Here is a 23,811-nt window from a genome sequence, read left to right on the forward strand (position 1 = left end):
ACACCCTGGGCCTCGACACGCTCGCTACCAAGTGTCCCTTTCGCCCTTCTACCGTACGGGTGAAGGTCCGGCTGGAGGCGGATGTCGCGGTCCGGCTAAGGAAACTCGGGGTAGGGCCCCGTTTTCCGTGCCGGATCGCGACATCCGCCGACCACGAGCTACACCCGCGGCTTCTCCTTGAGTTCAATCGTCTCGATCTCGTCTCCGACCTGGATGTCGTTGAACTTGCCGAGACCGATACCGGCTTCGAAGTCCGTGCGGACCTCGGTGACGTCATCCTTGAAGCGACGCAGCGACTCGATCGCGAGGTTGTCCCCGACGACGACACCCTCGCGGATGACGCGTGCCTTCGCGTTCCTCGTGATCGTTCCGGATCGCACGATGACACCCGCGACGTTTCCGAACTTGGAGGAACGGAAGACCTCGCGGATCTCTGCGACACCGGACTGCACCTCTTCGAACTCGGGCTTGAGCATGCCCTTGAGTGCGTTCTCGACGTCTTCGAGTGCGGCGTAGATGACCGAGTAGAACCGCACGTCGACACCCTCGCGGGTGGCGCGCTCGCGGGCCTTCGGGTCGGGGCGCACGTTGAATCCGATGATGATGGCGTTGTCGACGGTGGCGAGGTTGATGTCGCTCTCCGTGACGGCACCGACACCGCGGTGGATGATGCGCAACTGCACGGAGTCATCGACCTCGATCTTGAGCAGCGACTCCTCGAGTGCCTCGACGGCGCCGGAGACATCACCCTTGATGATGAGGTTGAGCGACTCGACCTTGCCGTCTTCGAGGGCCTTGGTGAAGTCCTCGAGGCTGATGCGCTTGCGGCTGCGGGCGAGCAGGGCGTTGCGCTCTGCGGCCTCGCGCTTCTCGGCGATCTGCCTGGCGGTGCGGTCATCGTCGGTGACGAGGAAGGTGTCGCCCGCGCGGGGCACGGAGGTGAGTCCGAGCACCGCGACCGGGCGCGCCGGCTCCGCGGAGGTGACCGGCTCGCCGTTCTCGTCGAACATGGCGCGAACACGGCCGTAGGCCGTTCCCGCCACGATCGGATCCCCGACCTCGAGCGTCCCGGACTGGATGAGCACGGTTGCGACCGCGCCACGTCCCTTGTCGAGTTTCGCCTCGATGGCAACACCGCGTGCGTCCTTGTTGGGGTTCGCGCGCATGTCGAGTCCGGCATCCGCGGTCAGCAGCACGGCATCCAGAAGCTCGGGGATGCCGACCTTGTTGAGCGCAGACACGTCGATGAACATGGTGTCCCCGCCGTACTCCTCCGCGACGAGGCCGAACTCGGTGAGCTGCTGGCGCACCTTGGCCGGGTTGGCATCCGGCTTGTCGATCTTGTTGACCGCGACCACGATCGGCACGTTCGCCGCCTGGGCGTGGTTGAGCGCCTCAACGGTCTGCGGCATGATGCCGTCGTCCGCCGCGACCACGAGGATCGCGATGTCGGTCACCTGTGCGCCACGGGCGCGCATTGCGGTGAACGCCTCGTGACCGGGGGTGTCAATGAAGGTGATGGCCCGGTCGTGGCCCTCGTGATTGGTGATGACCTGGTACGCACCGATGTGCTGGGTGATTCCACCCGCCTCACCCGCAACCACGTTGGCGTTGCGGATCGCGTCGAGGAGCCTGGTCTTTCCGTGGTCGACGTGACCCATGACCGTGACAACCGGAGGACGAGAGACGAGGTCTTCGTCCGTCTCGTCTTCGAGCTCCTGGTCGAGGTCGAGATCGAAGCCCGCGAGCAACTCGCGGTCCTCGTCCTCGGGAGAGACCATCTCGATCTTGAACCCGAGCTCTGCGCCCAGGATCTCGAAGGTCGCCTCGTCGAGGGATTCGGTGGCCGTGGCCATCTGTCCGAGGTGGAACAGCACGGTCACCAGATTGCCGGGGCTCGTGTCGATCTTGTCGGCGAAGTCGGTGATGGACGCGCCGCGCCGCATGCGGATGACGGTCTTGCCGTCACCGCGAGGAACGCTGACGCCGCCGAGCGACGGAGCCTCTCTGAGCTCGAACTCCGCTCTCTTCGTCCGCTTCGACTTTCGCGCCTTGCTCTTGCCTCCACCGCGACCGAAGGCACCTGCGGTTCCACCGCCGGGGCCGCGACCGCGACCGCCACCGCCCGCCGGACGGTTCGGACCGAAGTTGGATCCGGGAGCACCACCGGGGCGGAAGCCACCGGCACCGGCAGGGCGACCTGCGCCACCCGGACGGAATCCGCCGCCCGTGCCCGCGGGACGCTGGCCGAAGCCACCCGGACGGTGACCCTGCCCGGGACCACCCGGGCGAGGAGCACCCGGCCGGGGAGCGGAAGGACGAGGAATGTTGCTGGGCGACGGCGGGCGCGTGTTCATGCCCTGGGTCGTCGCATAGGGATTGTTGCCCGGGCGAGGAGCGCCTGGACGCTGCATCCCCTGGGTTGTCGCATAGGGGTTGTTGCCCGGGCGAGCAGCGCCGGGGCGCGGGATGCTCGGGGTCGTCGGAGCAGAGGGAGTCGCGGCACCGGGGCCGGGCTTCTCCGCGGCGGGAGCCTCGGGCGCCTTGGCAGCCGGAGTCTCGGCGGCGGGCGCAGCGGCCGGAGCCTCGGTCTTGACCTCAGGCTTCACGGCAGGCGCGGGCGCCGGACGAGCAGCCGCCTTGGGCGCAGCGGTCTCCGCCGGCTTGGCCGGAGCCGTGATGCCCGCCTCGGCGAGCGCAGCCTTCAGCTTGCGGGCGACGGGTGGCTCGATGCTGGATGACGGGCCCTTGACGTATTCGCCCATTTCCTTGAGCTTGTCCAGGGCCACTTTGCTGTCGATGCCGAGTTCGGCAGCGACTTCGTGTACGCGTGGTTTTGCAGCCACAATTCTCCTGTCTGGGCCTGCACCCGGACAGGGGCAGACCGTTAGTTACGGACGGGTCTCATTTCGAGCCGCTCATTAGTTGTCCATGGTTCAATCAGCCTGTTCGTTCGGGTGTCTCGGATGAGGCACCGACTGGTGCAAGCAACCCGGCTGCCTGAAGCGGCCCATCCACTCTCAGCGCACGAGCGAAAGCCTTGCGGGCAATCGAGGTCTCGATGCAAGGGAGGGTGGGATGCACCCAGGCGCCTCGACCGGAAAGCGTTGCGGAACGATCCACAACCACCTCGCCGTTCCGTGCGACGACCCTCAGCAGGGAGGATCTGACGTCGCGCTTGCGGCAGCCGAGACAGGTTCTTACGGGTTCCATACTAGACCCACGCAAGTGCAACCCCTTTCTGCACGGAAACATTCCGGCACTGCCATGTTCCATGCTGCCTTACCTAGACTTCTCTGCATGACCGCTCCCCGCGCATCCGTCTCGACCGCGACCCTGTCGGCCGCCCTCGATGTCGTTCTGGTCCTGGTCTTCGTGGCCTTCGGGCGACAGAGCCACGACGAGGGCATAACCCTCGCCGGCACGCTCGGCACCGCCTGGCCCTTTCTCGTCGGCCTCGTGATCGGCTGGCTCATCATGCGGGCGTGGCGCGCGCCGCTGGGGATCGCACTTCCCGGCGTGGTGCTGTGGGCATCCACGCTCGTGCTCGGCATGCTGCTTCGCGTCATCAGCGGGGCAGGCATCGCGCTCCCGTTCATCATCGTCGCCGCCGTGACGCTCGCGCTCTTCCTCATCGGCTGGCGCGCACTGGCCGCGGGCTTTCGCCGCATCCGCCCGAGACGCGCCGAATAGGGCGGCCGTGTAGCTTCGGCTAGGACTCGAGGATCGAATCGGGCTGGATGTCGATCCGCGCGCCAGTGAGCTTGGCCGCGAGACGAGCGTTCTGGCCCTCCTTGCCGATCGCGAGGGAGAGCTGGTAGTCGGGAACGAGAGCGCGCACGGCCTTCGTCGCGGCATCGATCACGAACGCCGAGGTGACCTTCGACGGCGAGAGCGCGTTCGCGACGAAGGTCGCGAGGTCTTCGCTGTAGTCGACGATGTCGATCTTCTCGTTGTTGAGCTCCGCCGTGACCGCGCGCACACGCTGCCCGAGCTCTCCGATGCAGGCACCCTTGGCGTTGACCCCCGGCTCGTTGGCACGCACCGCGATCTTCGTGCGGTGACCAGCCTCTCGGGCGAGCGAGATGATCTCCACAGCGCCGCTGGCGATCTCCGGCACCTCGAGCGCGAACAACTTGCGCACGAGCGACGGGTGGGTGCGCGAGACCGTGATCTGCGGCCCCTTGAGCCCTTTGCTCACCGACGTCACATAGACCCGGATGCGCGAACCGTGCGCGTAGTCCTCACCCGGCACCTGTTCCTCCGGCGGAAGGATCGCCTCGACGGTTCCGAGGTCGACGTGGATCATCCGCGGGTTCGGGCCCTGCTGGATCATGCCCGCGACGATGTCCCCCTCGCGACCCTTGAACTCACCGAGCACGTGATCGTCGGCGATATCGCGCAGCTTCTGGTTGATGACCTGCTTCGCCGCGAAGGCTCCGATGCGGCCGAAGTCGCTCGGGCTGTCCTCGGCCTCGCCGATGACCTCGCCGTCGTCGTTGAACTCCGGCACGTAGATGCTCACGTGCCCGGTCTTGCGGTCCAGGCTCACGCGCGCGGCCGGGACGCCCTCCTTGCGCTCCGCCTGCTCGGTGTGCTTGAGGTAGGCCGTCAAGATCGCCTGCTCGATGATCACGACCAGTTCCTCAAAGGGGATTTCGCGTTCGCGCTCCATGAGCCGCAGCACGCCCAGATCGATGTCCACTGAGGGCCTCCACTATTCACAAGTATCTTGTCATTCGCCGAACTCTCCTGGCGAATGCCGTCTGTCTACGGTACCCGACCTCGCGACCGTCGGCTGACTCTGTGGACGCACTCGTGCGGGCCGGCCCGCTCCCAGTCAGACCGACGGGATGGCGGCGACGAGCTCCGAGATGGCGACGGGCGTGCGCTCCCCCGTGCGGCGATCCCACAGTTCGACGGTTCCGTCTGCGACGGCCTTGCCCACGATCACGATGATGGGCACTCCGAGCAGTTCGGCGTCCCCGAACTTCACGCCGGGAGAGACCTTCAGCCGGTCGTCGAAGAGCACGTCGAAACGCGCGGCCTCGAGCTCGGCGATGAGCGACTCCGCGGCCTCGTAGACCACGGGCTCCTTGGTCGCGGCGATCACGTGCACGTCGAACGGGCTGACGTTGCGGGGCCAGATGAGACCCTTCTCGTCGTTGTTCGACTCCGCGATCACGGCCATGATGCGGGTGACCCCGACGCCGTACGACCCCATGGTCACGGTGACGAGCTTGCCATTCTCGTCGAGCACCTTGAGGCCGAGCACCTCCGCGTACTTGCGCCCGAGCTGGAAGACGTGCCCGATCTCCATGCCGCGGGCCAGTTCGACCGGGCCAGAGCCATCCGGAGCGGGATCCCCCGCGAGAACCTCGGCCACCTCGGCAATGCCGTCCGCGGTGAAGTCACGACCGGCGACCAGTCCGAAGACGTGCTTGCCGGGCTCGTTCGCGCCGGTGATCCAGCCGGAGCCCTCGGAGACCCTGGGGTCGACGAGATAGCGGATACCCGTGGCCGATTCCTCGCCCAGCACGGCGCCCGCAGCGGACCACGGCCCGATGTAGCCCTTGACCAGCGCGGCCTTGCCGGACTTCGCGTGCTTCGCGAAGTCCGCGTCATTTGCGGCTTCGACCCCGGCGGGCGCGAAGGCGACCTCCGCGCGCTTGAGATCCACCTCGCGGTCACCGGGGAGCCCGACGACCACGAGTTCGCGGGTGCCGTCGAGGCGGGTGATCGCGAGAACGACGTTCTTGAGGGTGTCTGCGGCGGTCCAGGCCCGACCGTCCGGACGGGGGTGCCGGGCATTGGCGACCTCGACGAGCGCCTCGATGGTCGAGGAGTCCGGGGTGTCGAGCACCTCGGCCGGTGTGAGCTTCTCGAAGGAGCGGGCGGCCGGAGCCACGGTGTGGAAGGCCTCGACGTTGGCCGCGTAGCCGCCTGCCGACCGCACGAAGGTGTCTTCACCGATGGGGGTGGGGTGCAGGAACTCCTCGCTGCGAGACCCGCCCATCGCGCCCGCGTCCGCCTGCACGATCGCGTACTCGAGACCCAGTCGCTGGAAGATGCGCTCGTAGGCGTCGCGCTGGGCCTGGTAGCTGGTCTCGAGCCCGGCATCCGTGTAGTCGAAGGAATACGCGTCCTTCATGGTGAACTCGCGGCCGCGCAGGAGGCCCGCGCGCGGCCTCGCCTCGTCACGGTACTTGTCCTGGATCTGGTAGATCGACAGCGGGAGGTCTTTGTACGAGCTGTACAGGTCTTTCACAAGCAGCGTGAAGACCTCCTCGTGCGTTGGGGCGAGCAGGTAGTCGGCGCCCTTGCGGTCCTTCAGGCGGAACAGCAGGTCGCCGTATTCCTCCCAGCGCCCCGTAGCGTCGTAGGGCTCGCGCGGCATGAGCGCGGGAAAGTGCACCTCCTGGGCGCCCGCGGTCTCCATCTCCTCGCGAATGATCGCCTCGATCTTGCGGCGCACGCGAAGGCCGAGCGGCAGCCAGGCGAAGATGCCCGCGCTCTGGCGGCGGATGTATCCGGCCCGCACGAGCAGGCGATGGCTCGTGACCTCCGCGTCGGCGGGGTCCTCACGGAGGGTGCGGACAAAGAGCTGGGAGAGTCGTGTTGGCACGAAAACTACTCTAGCTTCGGTGCCGCAGCCGATCCGCCGGGTACCGGGCCGGTCACCCCCGATCCGCCGGGGCGACCCGCGGATCCCTCGAGGGGGGCTCGATGTGTGGAGCCGCGGGTCTTCCCCGCCCGCCGCGCTCCGTCGCTGCCTACCCGAAAGGCAGCGACGGACGCGATGCATCGCAGGGAAGTCCATGAAATACCACCGAGTGGGGTACATCTCATCGGCTAATGCCCTTGCTGATAAGACTCTAACTGGGCTGACTAGCGGCGTGAACCCCGATATGGGGTACAAAACCTGCCCTTATTGACCCCAGTCCGGGGCGCAATGGGGTCATTTCCGGTCGGATGGTGGAAAACCGACCGTTCGCTACACCGACACCACGGTGGGAGTGCCGACGGCGCCGGCGGGCATCTCCGCGGCAAGACGGTTCGCCTCCTCGATCAGGGTCGCCACGATCTCAGACTCCGGCACGGTCTTGATGACCTGGCCCTTGACGAAGATCTGGCCCTTGCCGTTGCCGCTCGCGACGCCGAGGTCGGCCTCGCGGGCCTCCCCCGGTCCGTTGACCACGCACCCCATCACGGCGACCCGCAGCGGCACCGTGACACCCTCGAGGCCATCCGTCACCTCGTTGGCGAGCCGGTAGACATCCACCTGGGCCCGCCCGCAACTCGGGCAGGAGACGATCTCGAGGCGACGCTCCCGCAGGCCGAGCGATTGCAGGATCTGCAGACCCACCTTGACCTCCTCCACCGGCGGTGCCGAGAGTGAGACGCGGATGGTGTCTCCGATGCCCTCGGAGAGCAGGATGCCGAAGGCCGTCGCCGACTTGATCGTGCCCTGGAAGGCCGGCCCGGCTTCTGTGACGCCGAGGTGCAGCGGCCAGTCTCCACGCTCGGCGAGCAGGCGATAGGCCTTGACCATGGTCACCGGGTCATTGTGCTTTACCGAGATCTTGAAGTCGTGGAAGTCATGCTCCTCGAACAGGCTCGCCTCCCACACGGCGCTCTCGACGAGCGCCTCCGGAGTGGCCCTGCCGTATTTCTCGAGGAGACTCGGCTCGAGGGAGCCCGCATTCACGCCGATCCGGATCGAGACGCCCGCGGCCTTGGCCGCCGCCGCAATGGCACCCACCTGGTCGTCGAACCTGCGGATGTTGCCCGGGTTCACGCGCACGGCCCCGACACCGGCGTCGATCGCGGTGAACACGTAGCGCGGCTGGAAGTGGATGTCGGCGATCACCGGGATCTGGCTCTTCGCGGCGATGATCTTGAGGGCATCCGCGTCGTCCTGGTGCGGCACGGCGACGCGAACGATGTCGCAGCCGGTGGCGGTGAGCTCCGCGATCTGCTGCAGGGTGGCGTTGATGTCCGTGGTCTGCGTGGTCGTCATCGACTGCACGCTCACCGGTGCGTCGCCGCCGACCTTGACCCGGCCGACGGAGATCTGGCGCGACTTTCGGCGCGGGGCGAGAGTCTCGGGCGATGCGGGCATTCCGAGGTTTATCGCGGGCATCGTCCAAGTGTAGGACGAGGGCCTGGATACGCTCGTTCCTCGCTGCTCGGCCGGCCTTATTGGATCGCGATGGGCTTGACGATGTCCGCGTACATGAGGAGCACGCTCATGGCACCGAGGATGACCACCACGGTGAGGGTGAGCGGCACGAGCTTCGCAATGTCGACCGGCCCCGGATCCTTGCGCCCGAACAGCTTCGCGAAGAAGCGACGGATGCCCTCCCACAGCGCGCCAGCGACGTGGCCGCCGTCGAGAGGCAGCAGGGGCACGAGGTTCAAGACCAGGAGTGCGACGTTGACCGAGGCGACGAGCCCGACCAGGTACGCCATCCGGTCGACGAAGGGCACGGTGTTGATGCTCGTGATCTCCCCGGCCATGCGGCCGATTCCGACGACGCTCACCGGTCCGTTCGGGTCGCGCTTCTCCGGTCCGAAGGCGGCCTTCGCCACGTCGACCATGCGCTGCGGAAGATGCACGATGACCTGGCTGACCCTCGCGATGTTGCTGCCCACGGCGGGCAGAACGGAGGTGATCGGCTGTTGCTTCAGTTCCGTGGCGGCTGTGACCCCGAGCATCCCCACCGTCTCGGTGAGCGCCGTGCCGTCCGCGTCCTTCAGCACCGTCGTGCCGTCGGCCGCGTAGCGGTAACGCTCGGTCGGCTGGGGCGTTGCGGTGAGCGTCTTCTCGGCGCCGTCGCGCTTCACGACGACGGTCAGCGCCGTGTTCGGCGACTTCTGGATCATCGACGAGACCTGCGTCCAGCTCTCGATCGGCGTGCCGTCGATGCTGACGATGGTGTCGCCCGGCTTGATCCCGGCCGCGGCTCCCGGCGCCTCCGGAGCCTCCGACGTGCACTTCTGCGACGTCGAGGTCGCGGGCACCAGGCAGGTGGAGACGCTGCCGATTGTGGTGCTCACGGACTGGATGCCGAAGCCGCACAGCACGACGGCGAACAGCACGACCGCGATGACCAGGTTCATGAACGGGCCCGCGAGCATGATGACGATGCGCTTCCAGATCGGAAGCAGGTAGAACGAGCGCTTCTCGTCATCGATCGGCACGGCCTCTTCGCTCGCCGTGCGGGCATCCTGGACGAGCGTCTGCATCATGCCGGTGCGCGCGTTTCGGCCCGGGCCCTCCTGGCCGTCGCCCTGCACGGCGAAGGTGTCTGTGCCGGACATCCGCGCCTTCTCGCCCGGGTGCGCCGGCGGATACATGCCGGCCATCGAGATGTAGCCGCCGAGTGGAATCGCCTTGATTCCGTATTCGGTCTCACCCTTGGTGCGAGAGAAGAGGGTGGGGCCGAAGCCGATCATGTACTGGCCGACCCGCACCTTGAACAGCTTGGCGAAGCTCAGGTGGCCGAGCTCGTGGAGCGCGATCGACACGATGAAGCCGATCGCGACAATGACGATGCCGAGAATGTAGAGGAGCACGGTTTCCACGTCGAAAGCGTACGCGACAAAGGCTGGGTGGCGGCCCAGCGCGGGCTACGCGGTCGCTATGAGCTCGTCCGCAGCTCGCCTCGCCCAGCGCTCGGCATCCAGCACCCTGTCGAGCGTGAGCGCTGACTCGGCGGGCGAGTGCCGGTCGATCACGGCGGAGACGGTGTCGACGATGTCGAGGTAGCCGATACGCCCGGCGTGGAAGGCGAGCACAGCCTGCTCGTTCGCGGCGTTGAAGACCGCTGGCCAGGTGCCACCGGAGCGACCCACAGCCTTGGCGAGTTCGACGGCGGGGAAGGCCACGGCGTCGAGCGGCTCGAAACTCCACTTGCTCGCAACGCTCCAGTCGAGCGGGATGCCCACCCCTGCCACGCGTTCAGGCCAGCCGAGCCCGAGGGAAATGGGCAGCCGCATGTTCGGAGGAGAGCACTGCGCGATCGTCGACCCGTCGACGAACTCGACCATCGAGTGCACGATCGACTGGGGGTGCACGGTGACCGCAATGTCGTCGTATGGCACGTCGAACAGAAGGTGCGCCTCGATGATCTCGAGTCCCTTGTTCACGAGCGTGGCCGAGTTCGTCGTCACCACGAGCCCCATGTCCCAGGTGGGGTGCGCAAGCGCCTCCGCCGGAGTGACCGACTTCAGCGATTCACGACTTCGTCCTCGGAATGGACCGCCGGACGCCGTGAGCACGAGCCTGCGCACCTCCGGTTTCGTGCCAGCCAGGAGCGCCTGCGCGATCGCGGAGTGCTCAGAGTCGACCGGCACGATCTGGCCGGGCTCCGCCGCGGCCTTCACGAGGTCGCCACCGACGATGAGGCTCTCCTTGTTCGCGAGCGCGAGTGTCGTCCCCGTGCGGAGCGCGGCGAGGGTCGGTCCGAGGCCAACCGAGCCGGTTATGCCGTTGAGCACGACATCCGCTTCGACCGTGCTCACGAGCTGCTCGGCCTCCGTAGCACCGAGCGAGGTGTTCTGCACGCCGAACTCCCGCGCCTGCATGTCGAGAAGCGCCCTGTTGCGGCCGGCGCCGAGGCCGACGACCTCGAATCGATCGCGGTTGGCGGCGATCACCTCCAGTGCTTGAACTCCGATTGACCCGGTTGACCCCAGCACGATGACGCGACGCATAGCGTACAAACTAGCCTGACGCGCTGACAGATCAATCCATCGCTCGTACGCTGGGCACATGCCCCAGGCAACCCCAGCGATCACCGCGGCGCGCGTGGACGCATGGCTCTGGGCCGTGCGCCTCTACAAGACGCGCTCAGCGGCAACCGCCGCGTGCCGCGCCGGGCACGTTCGCGTCAACGGGGAACGGGTCAAGGCCGCGCAGTCCGTGCACCCGGACGACGAGATCCGGATGCGCGGCGACGGCCGCGAGCGCATCGTGCGGGTGAGGCGCCTCGTCGTCAAGCGCGTCGGCGCGGTCGTCGCGGCGGAATGCCTAGACGACCTCACTCCCCCACCACCGCCGAAGGAGGAGGTCGCGGTCGTCGCGCAGCGCGACCGGGGCGCCGGGCGGCCGACCAAGCGAGATCGCCGAAACCTGGACAAGCTGCTCGGTCGCTGAGGCGCGCACGCCCGCCGGGTGGCGACATCCTGGCAATACACTGAAGAAAATGAATGGTCTCCCGGTCAATCGCCGCGGTGTCGCCATGATGGCCTCTGCGCATCTGTCCGATGACATCTACCAGGGGATCGTGCCGGCGCTGCTCCCCTTTCTCGTTGCCGAGCGTGGCTACAGCTACGCCGCCGTCGCCGGCCTGACGCTCGCGGCGACCGTGCTCTCCTCCGTCGCTCAGCCGGCGTTCGGCTGGCTCGGTGACAGGAAGACCAGGCGCTGGATGATTCCGGCCGGGATGCTCACGGCGGCGATCGGAGTCGGACTGAGCGGACTCTCGCTGAGCTACCTCGTCACCTGGCTGCTGATTGCGCTCTCGGGACTCGGCATCGCGGCCTTCCACCCCGAGGCGGCGCGCGCGGCCCGCCAGGCCTCCGGAGACAGCAACAGGGCGATGAGCATCTTCGCGCTCGGCGGCAACGTCGGCTTCGCACTCGGCTCGCTCATCGCGACTCCGCTGTTGCTGCTCACGGGGCTGCGCGGCACGGCGATCCTCATCGTGCCCGCCGCGGTCATGGCCACGATTCTCATTCTCAGGCTCCGGAGGGTTCTCGACGGCAGGGTCAAGGCCGTGAAGCGCCCAGCGGTGGTGACGGGCGTCGACGACTGGCCCGCGTTCCTGCGCCTGACCGCCGTCGTGATCGTGCGCTCGATGACCTTCTTCGGACTCACCTCGTTCATCGCGCTGTATTTCATCCACGACCTGCACGCGAACGCGGTGCAGGGCGGAGCTGCGCTGACCGTGTTCCTGGTCGGCGGCGCGGTGGGAACCCTCACCGGCGGATGGCTGGCCGATCGCTGGGGACGTCTCGTCAGCATCCGGGTCGGCTTCGCCCTCACCGCCCCCGCCATGGCGGGCATCGTGCTGTCACCGACCTGGCCGCTCGCGATGGTGTTTGCGGCGATCGCCGGCTTCGCCATCTTCATCCCGTTCGCGGTGTTCGTGATCCTCGGCCAGGACTATCTCCCGCACCGGATCGGCACGGCGAGCGGCGTGACCGTTGGACTCGCCGTGTCGGTGGGTGGCCTGTTCACGCCGATTCTCGGCACGATCGCGGACTCGATCGGGCTGCAGCCGGTGCTCAGCATCCTGATCGCGCTGCCGCTCATCGCGCTCGTGCTCACGGCACTCCTGCACGATCCGAGGACCGGACCGCGTCATCCGCGCCCGACGGGCGACGCGACCGCGCAGGCAGCGGACGAGGGCGCGCTCTAGCGACTCGCGACCAGCGTCAGGCGGCCGCGAGTCGCCCGCTGTCTAGTGAACGGCGAGGATGTCGATGACGAACACCATCGTGTCCGTGCCCTTGATGGTCCCCGAACCGTCACCCTGCGAGCCATAACCCTCCGATGGCGGGATGACCGCAACGACCTGGGAGCCAACGGTCTGGCCGATCATGGCCTTGCCGAAGCCCGAGACGACCCCTGAGGTCGAGAAAGTCGCCGGGGTTCCCCTGGTCCAGCTGGAGTCGAAGACAGTGCCGGTCGCCCAGATCGCACCGACGTAGTGAACCGTGACGGTCGCACCGTCCTTGACCACCGGGCCCGTGCCCTTCTTGAGCACCTCGATCTGCAGGTCCTTCGGCGGGTCTGCCTTCGGCATCGTGATCGTCGGCTCGCCGTTGGACGCGAGCGCCACGGTCGGGAACCCGGCCTTGGCCTCCTGCGGCGCGCCATCGGCCTTCTTCAGCACCTTCACGGGCGCGGAGGTCTTGAGCACGTCGATGACGAACACGATGGAGTCTGTTGCGGTGATGCCGAGGTCGGAGGATCCGGCCTGCCCGAAGCCATCGCTCGGCGGGATCACCGCGACGACGCGGGAACCCGGCGTCGCGCAGTGGATGGCCTTGTAGAGTCCCGGCAGCAGGTTGCCCTTGTCGAGGGTGATCGCCGTGCCGCCCGCACCGTACTTGGTGGAGTCGATCTTCTTGCCGTTCGTGGTGTTGTATACGGCATAGTCGATGTCCACGGAACTGTTGGGAAGCGCCGCCCTGCCCTTGCCCTCGATCTCGACTGTGCGCTGCGTCGTCTTGCTCGTGAGCTTCTTCGGCATCGTCACCTTCGGCTCTGTGCCGATCGTGCCGCTCACCTTCACCTGGGCACTCGCGTCTCCGGCCGCGGTCGGGGTGCACCCGGAGGCGGAGGAACTACCGCCGCCGGAACAGCCCACAAGGGAGACGAGAAGACCCAGCGCGGCAACCGCGCTCAGTACCTTGGGCAACGATCGTGACTGTGACACACAACTGCTTTCTGGATAACGAGAGTGGCGGAATGGCACCGGGCCGGAACAAGTGTGCACGATTCGTCTATGCACAAGCTGTACGAGCCTATTCCCCGCAACGGAAAACATGACAAACGTCACGGGCAAGCCGTGACGCCCGTGTGCTGGTCGAAGGCCATCCGGGTTCGATCGTTGTCTTATGACAAACACACCCCTCAGTACCCTGGCCCATCCGATCGCTGCCGGCGGCACGACGGATGCCGCAACGCCGGCCGTGTCCGCGCGCGGACTCACCAAGAACTTCGGCAGGGTTCGCGCCGTGAACAGCATCGACCTCGAGGTGCAGCCGGGCGAGATCATCGCCTTCCTCGGCCCGAACGGTGCGGGAAAGACCACGACGATCGACATGCTGCTCGGACTCACGAGGCCGGATGCCGGAACCGTGAGCATCTACGGCCAGAGCCCGCGCAGCGCCATCGCCCACGGCCTCGTCTCCGCCGTCATGCAGACCGGCGGCCTACTCAAGGACGTGACAGTACGGGAGACCGTGCAGCTCACGGCAAGCCTCTTCGCAGACCCGCGTCCGGTGGACGAGGTTCTGAAGCGCGCGGGAATCCTGGACATCGGCGACCGGATGGTCAAGAAATGCTCGGGCGGTCAGCAGCAGCGCCTCCGCTTCGCGATGGCCCTGCTCTCGGACCCCGGCCTGCTCATCCTCGACGAGCCGACGACGGGAATGGATGTCGAGGGCCGCCGCGACTTCTGGTCCGCCATCAGGGAGGACGCCCGTTCCGGCCGCACCGTGATCTTCGCCACCCACTACCTCGACGAGGCGGACGCCTATGCCGACCGCATCGTGCTCGTGCGACGCGGCGAGATCGTCGCGGACGGCAGCGCCGCGGAGATCAAGAACCTCGCGGCCGGCCGCACCGTGCGCGCCTCCGTCAGCAATCTCGACCAGGCGGAACTCGCGGCGATCGACGGTGTCGACTCCGTCGAAACGCACTCCGACTCCGTGCTCGTGAACACCAAGGACTCGGATGCCGTCGCCCGCTACCTGCTCGATAACACCGACGCGCACGATCTGGAGATCACCTCTCACAACCTCGAGGACGCCTTCCTCGCACTCACCTCGGATGACGACTCGTCATCCGTCACCGCAGGAAAGGGCAACTGACCATGACCACGATCGCTCCCCCCATCGCCACCACGGCATCCCGCCTCGCGCGCAAGGTTCCGCCATTCGGCGGGTTCAACCTCACCTTCCTGCTCATCGAACTGCGACGGAGCCTCCGCAACCGCAGGACGCTCGTGTTCACGGTCGTCATGCCCATCGCCCTGTTCCTGATCGTCGGCCTGCCGCTGAAGAACACCTCGCTCACGGGCGTGCCGGTCAGTAAGGGCGGGCTGTCGGTCGCGGCCTACATCCTCATCTCGATGGCGGTCTACGGAGCCATGGTCACCTCGACCGCTGGCGGCGGTGCCGTCGCGGTTGAGCGGGCCACCGGCTGGAGCAGGCAGCTGCGGCTCACCCCGGTCAACCCCGTGGCGTACATCGCCCTCAAGGTCGTAGCGACCCTCGCGCTGGGGCTCCTCGCCGTCGTCGCGACCTTCATCGCCGGCGCGATCGCCGGGGTTCACATGCCCCTGGATGTCTGGATCCTCTCCGGACTCGCCGCCTGGCTCGGGTCTCTCGTGTTCACCGCGCTCGGCCTGTTCATGGGTTACACGGTGCCTTCGGAGAACGTCATGCAGTTCCTCGGGCCGATCCTCGCCATCCTCGCGCTGTTCGGCGGCCTGTTCACCCCGCTCAACCAGTTCCCGCAGCTCGTGCAGGACCTGGCAAAGTGGACCCCGGTCTACGGGCTCGGCGAGATCGCCAGGCTGCCGTTGCTCGGCGGCACGGTCGAATGGGCCGCGATCGTCAACGTCGTGGCGTGGCTGATCCTGTTCAGCGCCGGGGCGGCGCTCATGTTCCGCCGCGACACCAAGAGGGTGTGATCACCATCACAACGCATCCGGCCTGGACCCCCGCTTCGACGGAGGTTCAGGCCGATTGTGCCATTACTATCGACAGCGTGACGCGAGCCTGGGACAACGAGCCGACCCCGGCCAGCCTCTGGCGGGGAGTGGCCCGGCGCGGGGCCCGGCGCTGGTACTTCGGCGCACTCATCAGCCTGGTCTGGCTCGTGAACGCGGGCTTCGAGGCCGTCGGCCAGTTCCCCGCGGTCGGCGATCGCGTGGCGATCGTCACCCTGCTCACGATCTTCGGCCTCGCCTTCGCGCTCATCCCACCGCTCAACTGGATGCTTCCCGCACGGTTCAGACTTCTCCCGCCGACGGCGCTGTGGGCGCTCTCGTTCGCACTTCTTCCATGGCTCGACTGGGGCGTGTACACGCTCTGGACCTACGTCGGCGTCGCAGCCGCGATGAGCACGGTGCGCCTGCGCTGGGTTCTCGGCTATGTGGCTGTGCTTGCGCTCCTCGCCCTGGTCTTCGAACTGCGCGAAGGGGTCACAGGCGACGCTCTCTTCGCCGTACCCGCGGTCATCGCCTCGATCTCGCTCATGATGGCGGCGTTCTCCCGGCAGATCCAGAGCGTGATCCAGCTGCGAGCGACCCAGCACGAGCTGGCCAGGCTCGCGGTCGAGCAGGAACGAACGAGGGTCAGCCGGGACATGCACGACATCCTCGGGCACTCGCTCACCGTCATCACCGTGAAGGCCGAGCTCGCCGGAGCGTTGGTCGAATCCGACCCGGCGCGCGCGAGAACGGAGATCGCAGAGGTGGAGGAACTCGCGAGGGGTGCCCTCGCGGACGTGCGGTCCACCGTGGCAGGCTACCGCGGAGTGAGCGTGGCCACTGAGCTCACGAGCGCTCGATCCGCGCTCGAGGCTGCGGGCATCCGCGCAGAGCTGCCTGGGAGCGTCGACGTCGTGCCGGCAAAGTTTCGCGAACTCTTCGGCTGGGTGGTGAGGGAGGGCGTCACGAACGTCGTGCGGCACTCCGGTGCGAGCGTGTGCGAAGTGCTCCTCGGTGAGTCCTTCGTCGAGGTGCGCGATGACGGTCGCGGCCCGACCGAGGTCTCGAGGAGCGGAAACGGGCTGTCCGGGCTTCGCGAGCGCCTCGCTCCCGTCGGCGCGCGATTGACGGTGGGCCGCTCCCCCTCCGGCGGCTTCTCCCTGCGGGTGTCGCTGTGATCCGGCTGCTCATCGCCGACGACCAGGCGCTCGTTCGCGGGGCTCTCGCAGCGCTGCTCGGGCTCGAACACGACATCGAGGTTGTCGCGGAGGTCGGGCGCGGAGACGAGGTCGTCGACGCCGCCCTCGAATCGACGCCAGAGGTCGCGCTGCTCGACGTCGACATGCCCGGTCTCGACGGGATCGCAGCCGCTGCGCTGCTGAAGAAGGCCCTGCCCGCCTGCCAGATCCTCATGGTCACGACCTTCGGCCGCCCCGGCTACCTGCGCCGCGCCATGCAGGCAGGGGCCAGCGGATTCGTCGTGAAGGACACGCCGGCACGCCAGTTGGCGGATGCCGTGCGCAGGGTCGCCTCGGGTCTCAGGGTCGTCGACCCGTTGCTTGCCGCGGAGACGCTCACGAGCGGAGACTCACCGCTCACCGAGCGCGAGACGGACGTGCTGAGTGCCGCGAGGGCTCGCGGCTCAATCGCCGACATTGCGCGCAGCCTGCACCTCTCGGAGGGCACGGTGCGCAACTACCTGTCCAGTGCAATCGGCAAGACTAACGCGCGCAACCGCGCGGATGCCGTGACGATCGCCGAGGAGAACGGCTGGCTGCCGGCCTAGCGTGCGGCTCAGGCCGCGGTGGACTCCACGCGGATCTCCGGCTCGTGCAGCACCGGAAAGTTGACGGATGCGGCGATGAAGCACTTGAGGCTCGCCTCGTGGTGCGCGGCCCGTGCCGCGTCCACCATGTCGGCAGACTTCACTGTGACGACGGGACGCAGCACGACGCCTGTGAAGTGGCCGCCGCCATCCGGGGTTTGGATCATGGTGCCGACCGGGCTGTCGCGATAGGCGGTCACGACGACGCCGGAGCTCGCAGCGACGTGCAGATAGCTGAGCAGGTGGCACTGGCTCAGGGCACTGAGCAGCAGCTCTTCGGGGTTCCACCGGTCGGCGTCGCCGTGGAAGGTGCGGTCGCTCGATCCGGCGATGTCGTGCTTGCCTGAGGCCGACAGGATGTGGTCGCGACCGTAGTCGCGGTAGCCGCTCGTACCGCTTCCACGGTTGCCCGTCCATTCGAGTTCGACGGAATAGTGGTGCTCGAGATTCATGCTCCAACGCTACTCCGCGACGTCGGCGGGTTGGCGCACGGTCGCGCTGCGCTCGGCGAGGAACTCCGCCCAACTGCGCACCCCGCGCTGCGCCGATGGACCAGCAAGATTCTCGCCGGCTCGGTAGGCCCGGCCGATCGCTCCGGGCAGTCGGATGGGCAGCATCGGGTGACGGTGGCCGAATAAGTCCGAATAGGTGGCGAGCATTTGAGGGATGTCGAGCACCTCTGGCCCGACGATATCGTCCACATGGCCGGCTGGTCCCGCGAGGGTGAGCTCCGCCAGGCGGGCGGCGACCTCGTCGACGTGCACCGGCTCGAAGCGCAGGCCGCGTGGTACCGGGGTGAGCGGCATTCGGGCGAGACCCTTCACCACGGGGAAGACGAATTCATGCAGTTGCGCAGCGCGCATCACCGTCCACTGAACACCGGATTCGGCAATAGCCCGCTCGGCCGTCGCCTTCGTGCGGAAATATCCGATCGGCATCCTGTCTGCTCCGACGACCGAGATGAGGATGAGGTGACCGATTCCGGCAGACCTGGCCGCATTCGCCAAGGTGCGAGCCGCGATGTCGTCCCCCTTCGCGCCGCCAGCCAGATGCAGCACGGTGTCCACCCCGTTCAGTGCCGAAGCGAGGCCGTTGCCGGTGACCGTGTTGCCTTCGACCTGTTCGATGCCGGGCTCGTCCGCGCGAGGGTGACGGCTGAGGATGCGGATGTCCGCTCCCGCGGCTCGTAGGATCGGGACGACCCGACTGCCTATGGTGCCGGTGCCTCCGGTCACGAGGATGGGTGTATTCATGGTTCGACTCCCTGTCGATGTCACATCGAGGCCGTGTGCCTCGTCGGTGTGGTGACGATGAAGACGATGAGGATGTGACATGGCCGATCAAAGAAATCTCGTTCGGCGCTTCGAGAAGGCCCGACCGCGGCTGCTGGCGATCGCCACCCGGCTGCTCTCATCGGGCTCCGACGCCGAGGACGCTGTGCAGGAGACGTGGCTGCGCCTGAAGCGCGTCGACGTCAACGAGATCGAAAATCTCGATGCCTGGCTCACGACGGTGGTCTCGCAGGTTAGCCTCGACCTGCTGCGGGCGCCCCGGCGCACGCGCGAGCACTCCTGGCAGGTCGAGCCGTGGCGGGACGAGCCTGTCGCGCTGACGGGCGATCCGGCGGCGGAAGTCGAGCGCAGCGACCAGGTGAGCATGGCCCTCTTCGTCGGGCTCGAGACGCTCAGTCCGGCCGAGCGGGTGGCGTTCGTCTTGCACGATGTCTTCGGATGCCCATTCGAGGAGGTCGCGGAGGCTCTCGATCGATCGGTGGATGCCGCCCGCCAGCTCGCCTCTCGTGCCCCCCCCGGCTCCGGAGCGCGCCCGACACGCTCCGGCCTCGGCCGCGTCGTTCGCGTGAGCTCGTCGACGCCTGGCTCGGTGCCGCCCAGCAGGGTGACTTCACGGCGCTGCTTTCACTGCTCGACGATGGCGCCGTTCTACACGCCGACCATGGCGCGAGCCGCCAGGTCATCGAGGGCGCGCAGTCAATCACGGAGCAGGCGGTGTTGTCGGCGCGACTGGCCGCCCACTCGACGCCCATCCTGATCGACGGATGCCCGGGCGTAGCCGCTGTGCTGAACGGACGGGTCGTGTCGATCATGGCATTCACGATCACGGAGGGAAGGATTACCCGCCTCGACGTTCTCGCCGATGCCGCGCGCCTGGATCACCTGCATGTGGGCGATATCGTCGGTGTCGAATAGTGCCGCGCTGAGAGCCCGGCACGCTCTGCTGACCGACGCTGGCCGACGGTAGGCTCGTGCGCATGCGTGACCGAATCGCGATGGACGAGGCCCACGACGCTGCCCACCCCGCGATCCAGCCGCCGAGGAGTTCACCGGCGAACCCATCGCCCATCTCGGGGTGGACGGATGCGGTGCGCCGCTGATCGCGGTCACCTTGCGCGGTCGCTCCACCGCCATCGGCCGCGTGGCCGGCTCGTCTCGGCCGTGCTCGGCATCCTCTCCTGCCCCCCGTTCGCGAGGTTCCAGTTTCAGGCGTTGTTACGCGCCGACAGCGACCGGCAGTTGTTCAGCCCGTTCGTCTGTCGGAGCACAAAGAAGGATTCCGTTGCCGGGTTATCCCAGCAAGCGCCGACTCTGCCCATCGAGCCGCTCAGGCCGACGTGACGAATGAATGCCTCGAAAACCGTTTTAGGTTCTCGAGGCATTCGCTTACGTTATGGACTAGCGGGAGGAAATTTCCTTCCGAGAGTGTCTCCAGCGCGCCGACAGAAAGTAAATCGCGCCGAACCCTAGCGGAACGGAGACCAGGCTCTCACCGGTTGTCCTGAATATCAGGAGGATCGAGAACATAAGCACGCCAAGAACCACGGCCGTGACCAGGTCTTGAACGAGTGCCTTGAATTGGTTCATCGTCTATGCCTCCTTAACAACTAACTTCAGCAATCCACGGCGGAAGCACGTAGTAATAGTTGAACTGGATGCATCGTCCAACGCTTGCCGCGTGTTTCATTGTCGCACTCCAAGTTCCAATCAAGGTAACTACCAGGGCTCCACATCCGAGGGCCAAGGCCGCGGGAAGCACCCCGCAAAGTATCGCTACATCAGTTGTTGGAGCGTTAGCCGCCAAATGTTTCGTTTCAGCCTTGTTGAAGTGGTAACCGTAGCCGCCCCAAATCCAAACAAACGTCGGATCCGCGACTACTGGAAAAACGATGCCTGGCGCGTAAAGGTCCACAACCTGTGTCACGACGTTGCCTGTGACCTCATACCTGGTCGGAACTGGGTTACCAGTTGCATCCAGCGCCCACGGCGCAGTCATCATGCCTAGGGCGTTACCCACGGCATCGAGCAGGACCACTTGGCCGGAAGGTAACAGGCTGAGAGTCTGTCCCTTCTGAAGGATTACCGGATAGGCATAGCGCGTAGGCGCGTTTGCATTCGCGCTGACCGTGACGACCTGAACGCTGCCATTCGTTTTCAGCACAGGAACTACAACCGAGTTGTCATCGTTATCAAAAGCAGCCATGCCAGTCGCCGTGACGACAGAACGCGCCCTTGACGGTAAACCGATTGTGATTGACCGACCCGCGCTCGTTGTAGTTATGCCAGTGGATGCCTCAGGCGAAAGAGAAGCACTGGCGTCTCCCGAAGCGAACTTGCTGAGCGCTTTCGAGGGTGCGCGTTTCTGGGCGGGCACCGCCTCCTTGAGCACCGACGGTGCTACGGCTTGAATCGCGGCAATGGCGTTATCGCTCGCAGACGTGGAGCCCGCAGCAAAGGCTGGTTCGACACCCCAAAGCAGCAAGGACACCACCGCGAGTCCAGCTGTGGGAATTGCTAATCTCTTTTTCATTGATCACCCATTTCCGATAGATTCTCAAATCACGTGCACAGACTAGTCTGTGCTTGAATATTCGTCAAGCCTTATGAATGTGGGCGATATCGTCGGCGTCGAATAGCGCCGCGCTGAGAGCCCGGCTCCCGCTGCTGACCGACGCTGGCCGACGACGGCCGACGGTAGGCTCGTGCGCATGCGTGACCGACTCGCTATGGACGACGTCCACGACGCTCCCCACCCCGCGATCCAGCCGCTCGATGCCGCAGGCTCCGTCGAACTCGCCGTGCTCGAACGCTCGGGGATGATCGAGTCCCGCCACCTCGGTGCCGCGGCCATCGTCGCACCGGACGGATCTCTGCTGCGCGCATTCGGCAACGCGGATGCGGTGATCTACCCGCGATCATCGCTCAAGTCCTTGCAGGCGATAGCGATCCTGCGCTCCGGACTGCAGCTCGACGGCGAGCGGCTCGCGCTGGCCGCGGCCAGCCACACGGGAACCGCGCGACACATCGCGGTCGTGCACGACATCCTCGCCGCGGCCGGCCTCGACGAGAGCGCGCTGCAGTGCCCGGCAGACTGGCCATCGAACGCGGATGCCGCCTTCGCCACGAGGGCAGAGGGTCTCGGCAAGCGTAGAACGGCCATGAACTGCTCGGGCAAGCACGCCGCGTTCCTCGCGGCCTGCGTGCAGAACGACTGGCCGATCGACAGCTACCTCGACCCCGCGCATCCGCTGCAGCAGCTCGTGCGTGCCACGGTGGAGGAGTTCACTGGTGGGCCCGTCGCCCATGTCGGGGTGGACGGATGCGGTGCGCCGCTGTTCGCGGTCACCCTGCGCGGCCTCGCTACCGCCATCGGCCGCGTGGCCGACTCCCCCGGCAGCGACCCCACGGGGCCGGCAGCCCGACTCGTCTCAGCCGTGCTTGCGAATCCCTGGGCGATCGACGGCGAGGGCGAGCCCAACACCGTGATCACCGAACGGCTCGGGTTGTTCGCGAAGGAGGGCGCCGAGGGCGTGATGGTGCTGGGCGCCCCCGACGGCACCGCCGTCGCGCTCAAGATGCTCGACGGAAGCCCGCGGGCCATCTTCCTGGTCGCCCTCGGCCTCCTCGCCTCGGTCGGCGCCGTTGATGCGGACCTGGCCGATCAACTTGCCGCAGAGCTCACGGCACCGGTCCTCGGTGGCGGCATCCCCGTCGGTCAGCTGCGGCTGGCCGACGGCATCCTCCCCTAGCCTCGCCGCCCAATCGCAGCTCGGTCGTGGTTCTCGTTGTGCGCGAGTACTGTGTCTGATACAGTACATGACATGACAGTGAACTTGGGCGCAGAAGCGTCGAACGCTGCCCGATCTGAGCCGTTCGCCTCCGACCTGCTGCGTGGCCACACCGACACGATCGTGCTCGGCGTGCTTCGCACGGGCGACCAGTACGGATTCGAGATCTACAAGACGATCCGGGACGCGACCGGCGGCGAGTACGAGATCAAGGAAGCGACCCTCTACGCGACCTTCCGCCGCCTCGCCAAGGACGGCCTGGTCGAGGCCTACTGGGGTGACGAGACCCAGGGCGGCAGGCGCAAGTACTACCGCATCACCGATGCAGGCCGGGCCGTGTACCTGCAGAACGTGCGCGACTGGACGGCAACCCAGCGCATCATCAACTCTCTCCTGAACGTGAAAGGCGGCGCGGAATGAACGCGATCGACAACTCGAACATCCACCGGTACCTGGACGAGGCCTTCGCCGGAATCGAGATGACCCCCGAGATCCAGGACCTGAAGGAAGAGATCCGCGGCAATCTCGCGGCCAGGGTCGACGAACTGACCGCGGGCGGAATGGATGCGGGCGCGGCCGCGACGAAGGCGGTCGACGAACTCGGCGACATCCGCGAACTCGTCGGGCAGATCGACGCGAGCGAACCCGCCACCACCCGATCGAACGCGGCCACACACGCGAGCGCCTATCTGGTCTACCGGGTGCGACCGAAGCCCGCCTTCGTCGTCGGGGTTGTCATCGCCGCACTTGCCACCGTAATCGGCCTGCTCCTCGCGGCTCTCGGCGCCACCGGTCTGCTGCCGCTGCCGACCGGAGTGATCATCGCGCTCTGCGGCATCGCCTCGACCGGAGTCGCGTGGATCGTCGGCGATTCACTCGCGCACGAGACGACGACCAACCATCCGGTGTCTACCCAGAGGGCGGGCGGATACTTTCTCGCGTCGCTCCTCGCCGTCTACGGGCTGGCGCTCGGCGGCCTGATCGCGCTCGGAGCCCTACCCGTGTGGGTGGTCGTCTTCGCCGCGCTCGGTGTCGTGGCGGCGCTCGTGTTGTTCGCCTTCCTCGGTGCAACCCAGACCAACCGAAAGAAGGCGTGGGTGCGCGAAGCCGCCCGTCAGTACCAGATCGAGGATCGTTTCTCGCAGGATCCGGTCGCGGCCGCCCGGTTCGGTATGTACAGCGCCGTCATCTGGCTGCTCGCCTTTGCCGCCTTCGTCGTGCTCAGTTTCACGATCGGTTTCGTCTGGTCGTGGCTTGCCCTGCTCGGGGGTCTTGCAATCTTCTTCCTCACGCTCGCAAGGATGCTGTTCCCGTCGAGCATCGATAGCACGGGGAAAGACCACACAAACGAGGAAGGAAGAACCCGCTAACAAAAGAGTGTGGCCCGGATGCTGGAACATCCGAGCCACCGAAACCCCGGTCTCCCGCATGCGGGATCTGCGTCAACAGCT

24 protein-coding genes are annotated in these 23,811 nt (G+C 66.7%); 13 read left to right on the forward strand and 11 right to left on the reverse strand.

All coding sequences use genetic code 11. The features are described from left to right. Positions 1 to 158 precede the first annotated feature (158 nt). Entirely contained in the window at positions 159 to 2,846 is a 2,688-nt protein-coding gene (gene infB / locus ABUA28_RS10595) for a translation initiation factor IF-2 (RefSeq protein ID WP_349904143.1), read from the reverse strand. Between the two features lie 94 nt (positions 2,847 to 2,940). Next, on the reverse strand, positions 2,941 to 3,276 hold the full coding sequence (locus tag ABUA28_RS10600; protein ID WP_349904144.1) for a YlxR family protein: 336 nt from the start codon (positions 3,274 to 3,276) through the stop codon (positions 2,941 to 2,943). 24 nt (positions 3,277 to 3,300) lie between these two features. Between ABUA28_RS10600 and ABUA28_RS10605 the strand changes: the two genes are divergently transcribed. Next, positions 3,301 to 3,693 carry a DUF3054 domain-containing protein gene (locus ABUA28_RS10605; RefSeq protein ID WP_349904145.1) on the forward strand — a complete coding sequence of 131 codons (393 nt, stop codon included), beginning with the start codon at positions 3,301 to 3,303 and terminating at the stop codon, positions 3,691 to 3,693. A 19-nt stretch (positions 3,694 to 3,712) separates the two neighbouring features. On the opposite strand, the gene nusA is transcribed toward ABUA28_RS10605, so the two are convergent. The 5 genes from nusA to ABUA28_RS10630 all read right to left on the reverse strand — a co-directional run bounded on the left by nusA (position 3,713) and on the right by ABUA28_RS10630 (position 10,719). After that, positions 3,713 to 4,705, reverse strand: coding sequence for a transcription termination factor NusA (nusA, locus tag ABUA28_RS10610; protein ID WP_349904146.1), 993 nt, complete (start codon positions 4,703 to 4,705; stop codon positions 3,713 to 3,715). Between the two features lie 135 nt (positions 4,706 to 4,840). Next, complete coding sequence (locus tag ABUA28_RS10615) at positions 4,841 to 6,625, reverse strand: proline--tRNA ligase (RefSeq protein WP_349904147.1); 1,785 nt, start codon at positions 6,623 to 6,625, stop codon at positions 4,841 to 4,843. Between the two features lie 369 nt (positions 6,626 to 6,994). After that, positions 6,995 to 8,143, reverse strand: coding sequence for a flavodoxin-dependent (E)-4-hydroxy-3-methylbut-2-enyl-diphosphate synthase (gene ispG, locus ABUA28_RS10620; protein WP_349904148.1), 1,149 nt, complete (start codon positions 8,141 to 8,143; stop codon positions 6,995 to 6,997). A gap of 56 nt (positions 8,144 to 8,199) precedes the next feature. Beyond that, on the reverse strand, positions 8,200 to 9,588 hold the full coding sequence (locus tag ABUA28_RS10625) for a M50 family metallopeptidase (RefSeq protein WP_349904149.1): 1,389 nt from the start codon (positions 9,586 to 9,588) through the stop codon (positions 8,200 to 8,202). A 45-nt stretch (positions 9,589 to 9,633) separates the two neighbouring features. Further along, entirely contained in the window at positions 9,634 to 10,719 is a 1,086-nt protein-coding gene (locus tag ABUA28_RS10630) for a 1-deoxy-D-xylulose-5-phosphate reductoisomerase (protein ID WP_349904150.1), read from the reverse strand. 58 nt (positions 10,720 to 10,777) lie between these two features. On the opposite strand from ABUA28_RS10630, the gene ABUA28_RS10635 reads away from it, so the two are divergent. Together ABUA28_RS10635 and ABUA28_RS10640 are read left to right on the forward strand one after the other, a co-directional pair. Further along, complete coding sequence (locus tag ABUA28_RS10635; protein ID WP_349904151.1) at positions 10,778 to 11,161, forward strand: RNA-binding S4 domain-containing protein; 384 nt, start codon at positions 10,778 to 10,780, stop codon at positions 11,159 to 11,161. A 49-nt stretch (positions 11,162 to 11,210) separates the two neighbouring features. Then, positions 11,211 to 12,428 carry an MFS transporter gene (locus tag ABUA28_RS10640; protein WP_349904152.1) on the forward strand — a complete coding sequence of 406 codons (1,218 nt, stop codon included), beginning with the start codon at positions 11,211 to 11,213 and terminating at the stop codon, positions 12,426 to 12,428. 42 nt (positions 12,429 to 12,470) lie between these two features. Here ABUA28_RS10640 and ABUA28_RS10645 read toward each other — a convergent pair whose 3' ends face one another. Further along, positions 12,471 to 13,451, reverse strand: coding sequence for an FKBP-type peptidyl-prolyl cis-trans isomerase (locus tag ABUA28_RS10645; protein WP_349904153.1), 981 nt, complete (start codon positions 13,449 to 13,451; stop codon positions 12,471 to 12,473). 181 nt (positions 13,452 to 13,632) lie between these two features. Between ABUA28_RS10645 and ABUA28_RS10650 the strand changes: the two genes are divergently transcribed. From ABUA28_RS10650 to ABUA28_RS10665, 4 genes are all read left to right on the forward strand, one after another. Then, positions 13,633 to 14,610, forward strand: coding sequence for an ABC transporter ATP-binding protein (locus ABUA28_RS10650; RefSeq protein WP_349904154.1), 978 nt, complete (start codon positions 13,633 to 13,635; stop codon positions 14,608 to 14,610). 2 nt (positions 14,611 to 14,612) lie between these two features. Beyond that, positions 14,613 to 15,434: an ABC transporter permease gene (locus ABUA28_RS10655; RefSeq protein ID WP_349904155.1), complete on the forward strand. Its 822-nt coding sequence runs from the start codon at positions 14,613 to 14,615 to the stop codon at positions 15,432 to 15,434. Positions 15,435 to 15,511: 77 nt separating this feature from the next. Continuing rightward, positions 15,512 to 16,633, forward strand: coding sequence for a sensor histidine kinase (locus ABUA28_RS10660; RefSeq protein ID WP_349904156.1), 1,122 nt, complete (start codon positions 15,512 to 15,514; stop codon positions 16,631 to 16,633). Then, positions 16,630 to 17,241: a response regulator transcription factor gene (locus ABUA28_RS10665; protein WP_349904157.1), complete on the forward strand. Its 612-nt coding sequence runs from the start codon at positions 16,630 to 16,632 to the stop codon at positions 17,239 to 17,241. The genes ABUA28_RS10660 and ABUA28_RS10665 overlap by 4 nt, the downstream gene beginning before the upstream one ends. Positions 17,242 to 17,249: 8 nt before the next feature. Here the strand turns inward: ABUA28_RS10665 and ABUA28_RS10670 are convergent, their stop codons facing one another. Together ABUA28_RS10670 and ABUA28_RS10675 are read right to left on the reverse strand one after the other, a co-directional pair. Then, entirely contained in the window at positions 17,250 to 17,732 is a 483-nt protein-coding gene (locus ABUA28_RS10670) for an OsmC family protein (protein ID WP_349904158.1), read from the reverse strand. A 9-nt stretch (positions 17,733 to 17,741) separates the two neighbouring features. Further along, a complete protein-coding gene (locus ABUA28_RS10675) occupies positions 17,742 to 18,533 on the reverse strand; it encodes an SDR family oxidoreductase (protein WP_349904159.1) in 792 nt (263 codons plus the stop codon). Positions 18,534 to 18,612: 79 nt separating this feature from the next. Between ABUA28_RS10675 and ABUA28_RS10680 the strand changes: the two genes are divergently transcribed. The 3 genes from ABUA28_RS10680 (at position 18,613) to ABUA28_RS14095 (ending at position 19,672) form a co-directional block, all read left to right on the forward strand. Continuing rightward, positions 18,613 to 19,329 (forward strand): sigma-70 family RNA polymerase sigma factor, encoded by a 717-nt coding sequence (locus ABUA28_RS10680; protein WP_349904160.1) that lies wholly within the window; start codon positions 18,613 to 18,615, stop codon positions 19,327 to 19,329. After that, positions 19,290 to 19,487, forward strand: a complete 198-nt coding sequence (locus tag ABUA28_RS10685; RefSeq protein WP_349904161.1) for a hypothetical protein — start codon at positions 19,290 to 19,292, stop codon at positions 19,485 to 19,487. Before ABUA28_RS10680 ends, ABUA28_RS10685 begins: the two co-directional genes overlap by 40 nt. 62 nt (positions 19,488 to 19,549) lie before the next feature. Then, positions 19,550 to 19,672, forward strand: coding sequence for a hypothetical protein (locus tag ABUA28_RS14095; protein ID WP_407075438.1), 123 nt, complete (start codon positions 19,550 to 19,552; stop codon positions 19,670 to 19,672). A gap of 500 nt (positions 19,673 to 20,172) precedes the next feature. Here the strand turns inward: ABUA28_RS14095 and ABUA28_RS10690 are convergent, their stop codons facing one another. Next, positions 20,173 to 20,775: a hypothetical protein gene (locus tag ABUA28_RS10690; protein WP_349904162.1), complete on the reverse strand. Its 603-nt coding sequence runs from the start codon at positions 20,773 to 20,775 to the stop codon at positions 20,173 to 20,175. 505 nt (positions 20,776 to 21,280) lie between these two features. Here ABUA28_RS10690 and ABUA28_RS10695 point away from each other — a divergent pair. The 3 genes from ABUA28_RS10695 to ABUA28_RS10705 all read left to right on the forward strand — a co-directional run bounded on the left by ABUA28_RS10695 (position 21,281) and on the right by ABUA28_RS10705 (position 23,730). Beyond that, positions 21,281 to 22,321, forward strand: coding sequence for an asparaginase (locus tag ABUA28_RS10695; RefSeq protein ID WP_349904163.1), 1,041 nt, complete (start codon positions 21,281 to 21,283; stop codon positions 22,319 to 22,321). Positions 22,322 to 22,393: 72 nt separating this feature from the next. Beyond that, complete coding sequence (locus tag ABUA28_RS10700; RefSeq protein WP_349904164.1) at positions 22,394 to 22,780, forward strand: PadR family transcriptional regulator; 387 nt, start codon at positions 22,394 to 22,396, stop codon at positions 22,778 to 22,780. Beyond that, positions 22,777 to 23,730 (forward strand): permease prefix domain 1-containing protein, encoded by a 954-nt coding sequence (locus tag ABUA28_RS10705; RefSeq protein ID WP_349904165.1) that lies wholly within the window; start codon positions 22,777 to 22,779, stop codon positions 23,728 to 23,730. Before ABUA28_RS10700 ends, ABUA28_RS10705 begins: the two co-directional genes overlap by 4 nt. Positions 23,731 to 23,811 lie beyond the last annotated feature (81 nt).

This window comes from Parafrigoribacterium humi (assembly GCF_040227205.1).
GTDB classification, from domain to species: Bacteria; Actinomycetota; Actinomycetes; order Actinomycetales; family Microbacteriaceae; genus Parafrigoribacterium_A; species Parafrigoribacterium_A humi.

Coding starts and splice junctions, on each gene's coding strand:
- ABUA28_RS10600 (WP_349904144.1), bottom strand. CDS start 3,276: ATGGAACATGGCAGTGCCGGAATGTTTCCGTGCAGAAAGGGGTTGCAC.
- ABUA28_RS10605 (WP_349904145.1), top strand. CDS start 3,301: ATGACCGCTCCCCGCGCATCCGTCTCGACCGCGACCCTGTCGGCCGCC.
- ispG (WP_349904148.1), bottom strand. CDS start 8,143: ATGCCCGCGATAAACCTCGGAATGCCCGCATCGCCCGAGACTCTCGCC.
- ABUA28_RS10630 (WP_349904150.1), bottom strand. CDS start 10,719: ATGCGTCGCGTCATCGTGCTGGGGTCAACCGGGTCAATCGGAGTTCAA.
- ABUA28_RS10635 (WP_349904151.1), top strand. CDS start 10,778: ATGCCCCAGGCAACCCCAGCGATCACCGCGGCGCGCGTGGACGCATGG.
- ABUA28_RS10640 (WP_349904152.1), top strand. CDS start 11,211: ATGAATGGTCTCCCGGTCAATCGCCGCGGTGTCGCCATGATGGCCTCT.
- ABUA28_RS10650 (WP_349904154.1), top strand. CDS start 13,633: ATGACAAACACACCCCTCAGTACCCTGGCCCATCCGATCGCTGCCGGC.
- ABUA28_RS10655 (WP_349904155.1), top strand. CDS start 14,613: ATGACCACGATCGCTCCCCCCATCGCCACCACGGCATCCCGCCTCGCG.
- ABUA28_RS10670 (WP_349904158.1), bottom strand. CDS start 17,732: ATGAATCTCGAGCACCACTATTCCGTCGAACTCGAATGGACGGGCAAC.
- ABUA28_RS10675 (WP_349904159.1), bottom strand. CDS start 18,533: ATGAATACACCCATCCTCGTGACCGGAGGCACCGGCACCATAGGCAGT.
- ABUA28_RS10680 (WP_349904160.1), top strand. CDS start 18,613: ATGGCCGATCAAAGAAATCTCGTTCGGCGCTTCGAGAAGGCCCGACCG.
- ABUA28_RS14095 (WP_407075438.1), top strand. CDS start 19,550: ATGCGTGACCGAATCGCGATGGACGAGGCCCACGACGCTGCCCACCCC.
- ABUA28_RS10690 (WP_349904162.1), bottom strand. CDS start 20,775: ATGGCTGCTTTTGATAACGATGACAACTCGGTTGTAGTTCCTGTGCTG.
- ABUA28_RS10695 (WP_349904163.1), top strand. CDS start 21,281: ATGCGTGACCGACTCGCTATGGACGACGTCCACGACGCTCCCCACCCC.
- ABUA28_RS10700 (WP_349904164.1), top strand. CDS start 22,394: ATGACAGTGAACTTGGGCGCAGAAGCGTCGAACGCTGCCCGATCTGAG.
- ABUA28_RS10705 (WP_349904165.1), top strand. CDS start 22,777: ATGAACGCGATCGACAACTCGAACATCCACCGGTACCTGGACGAGGCC.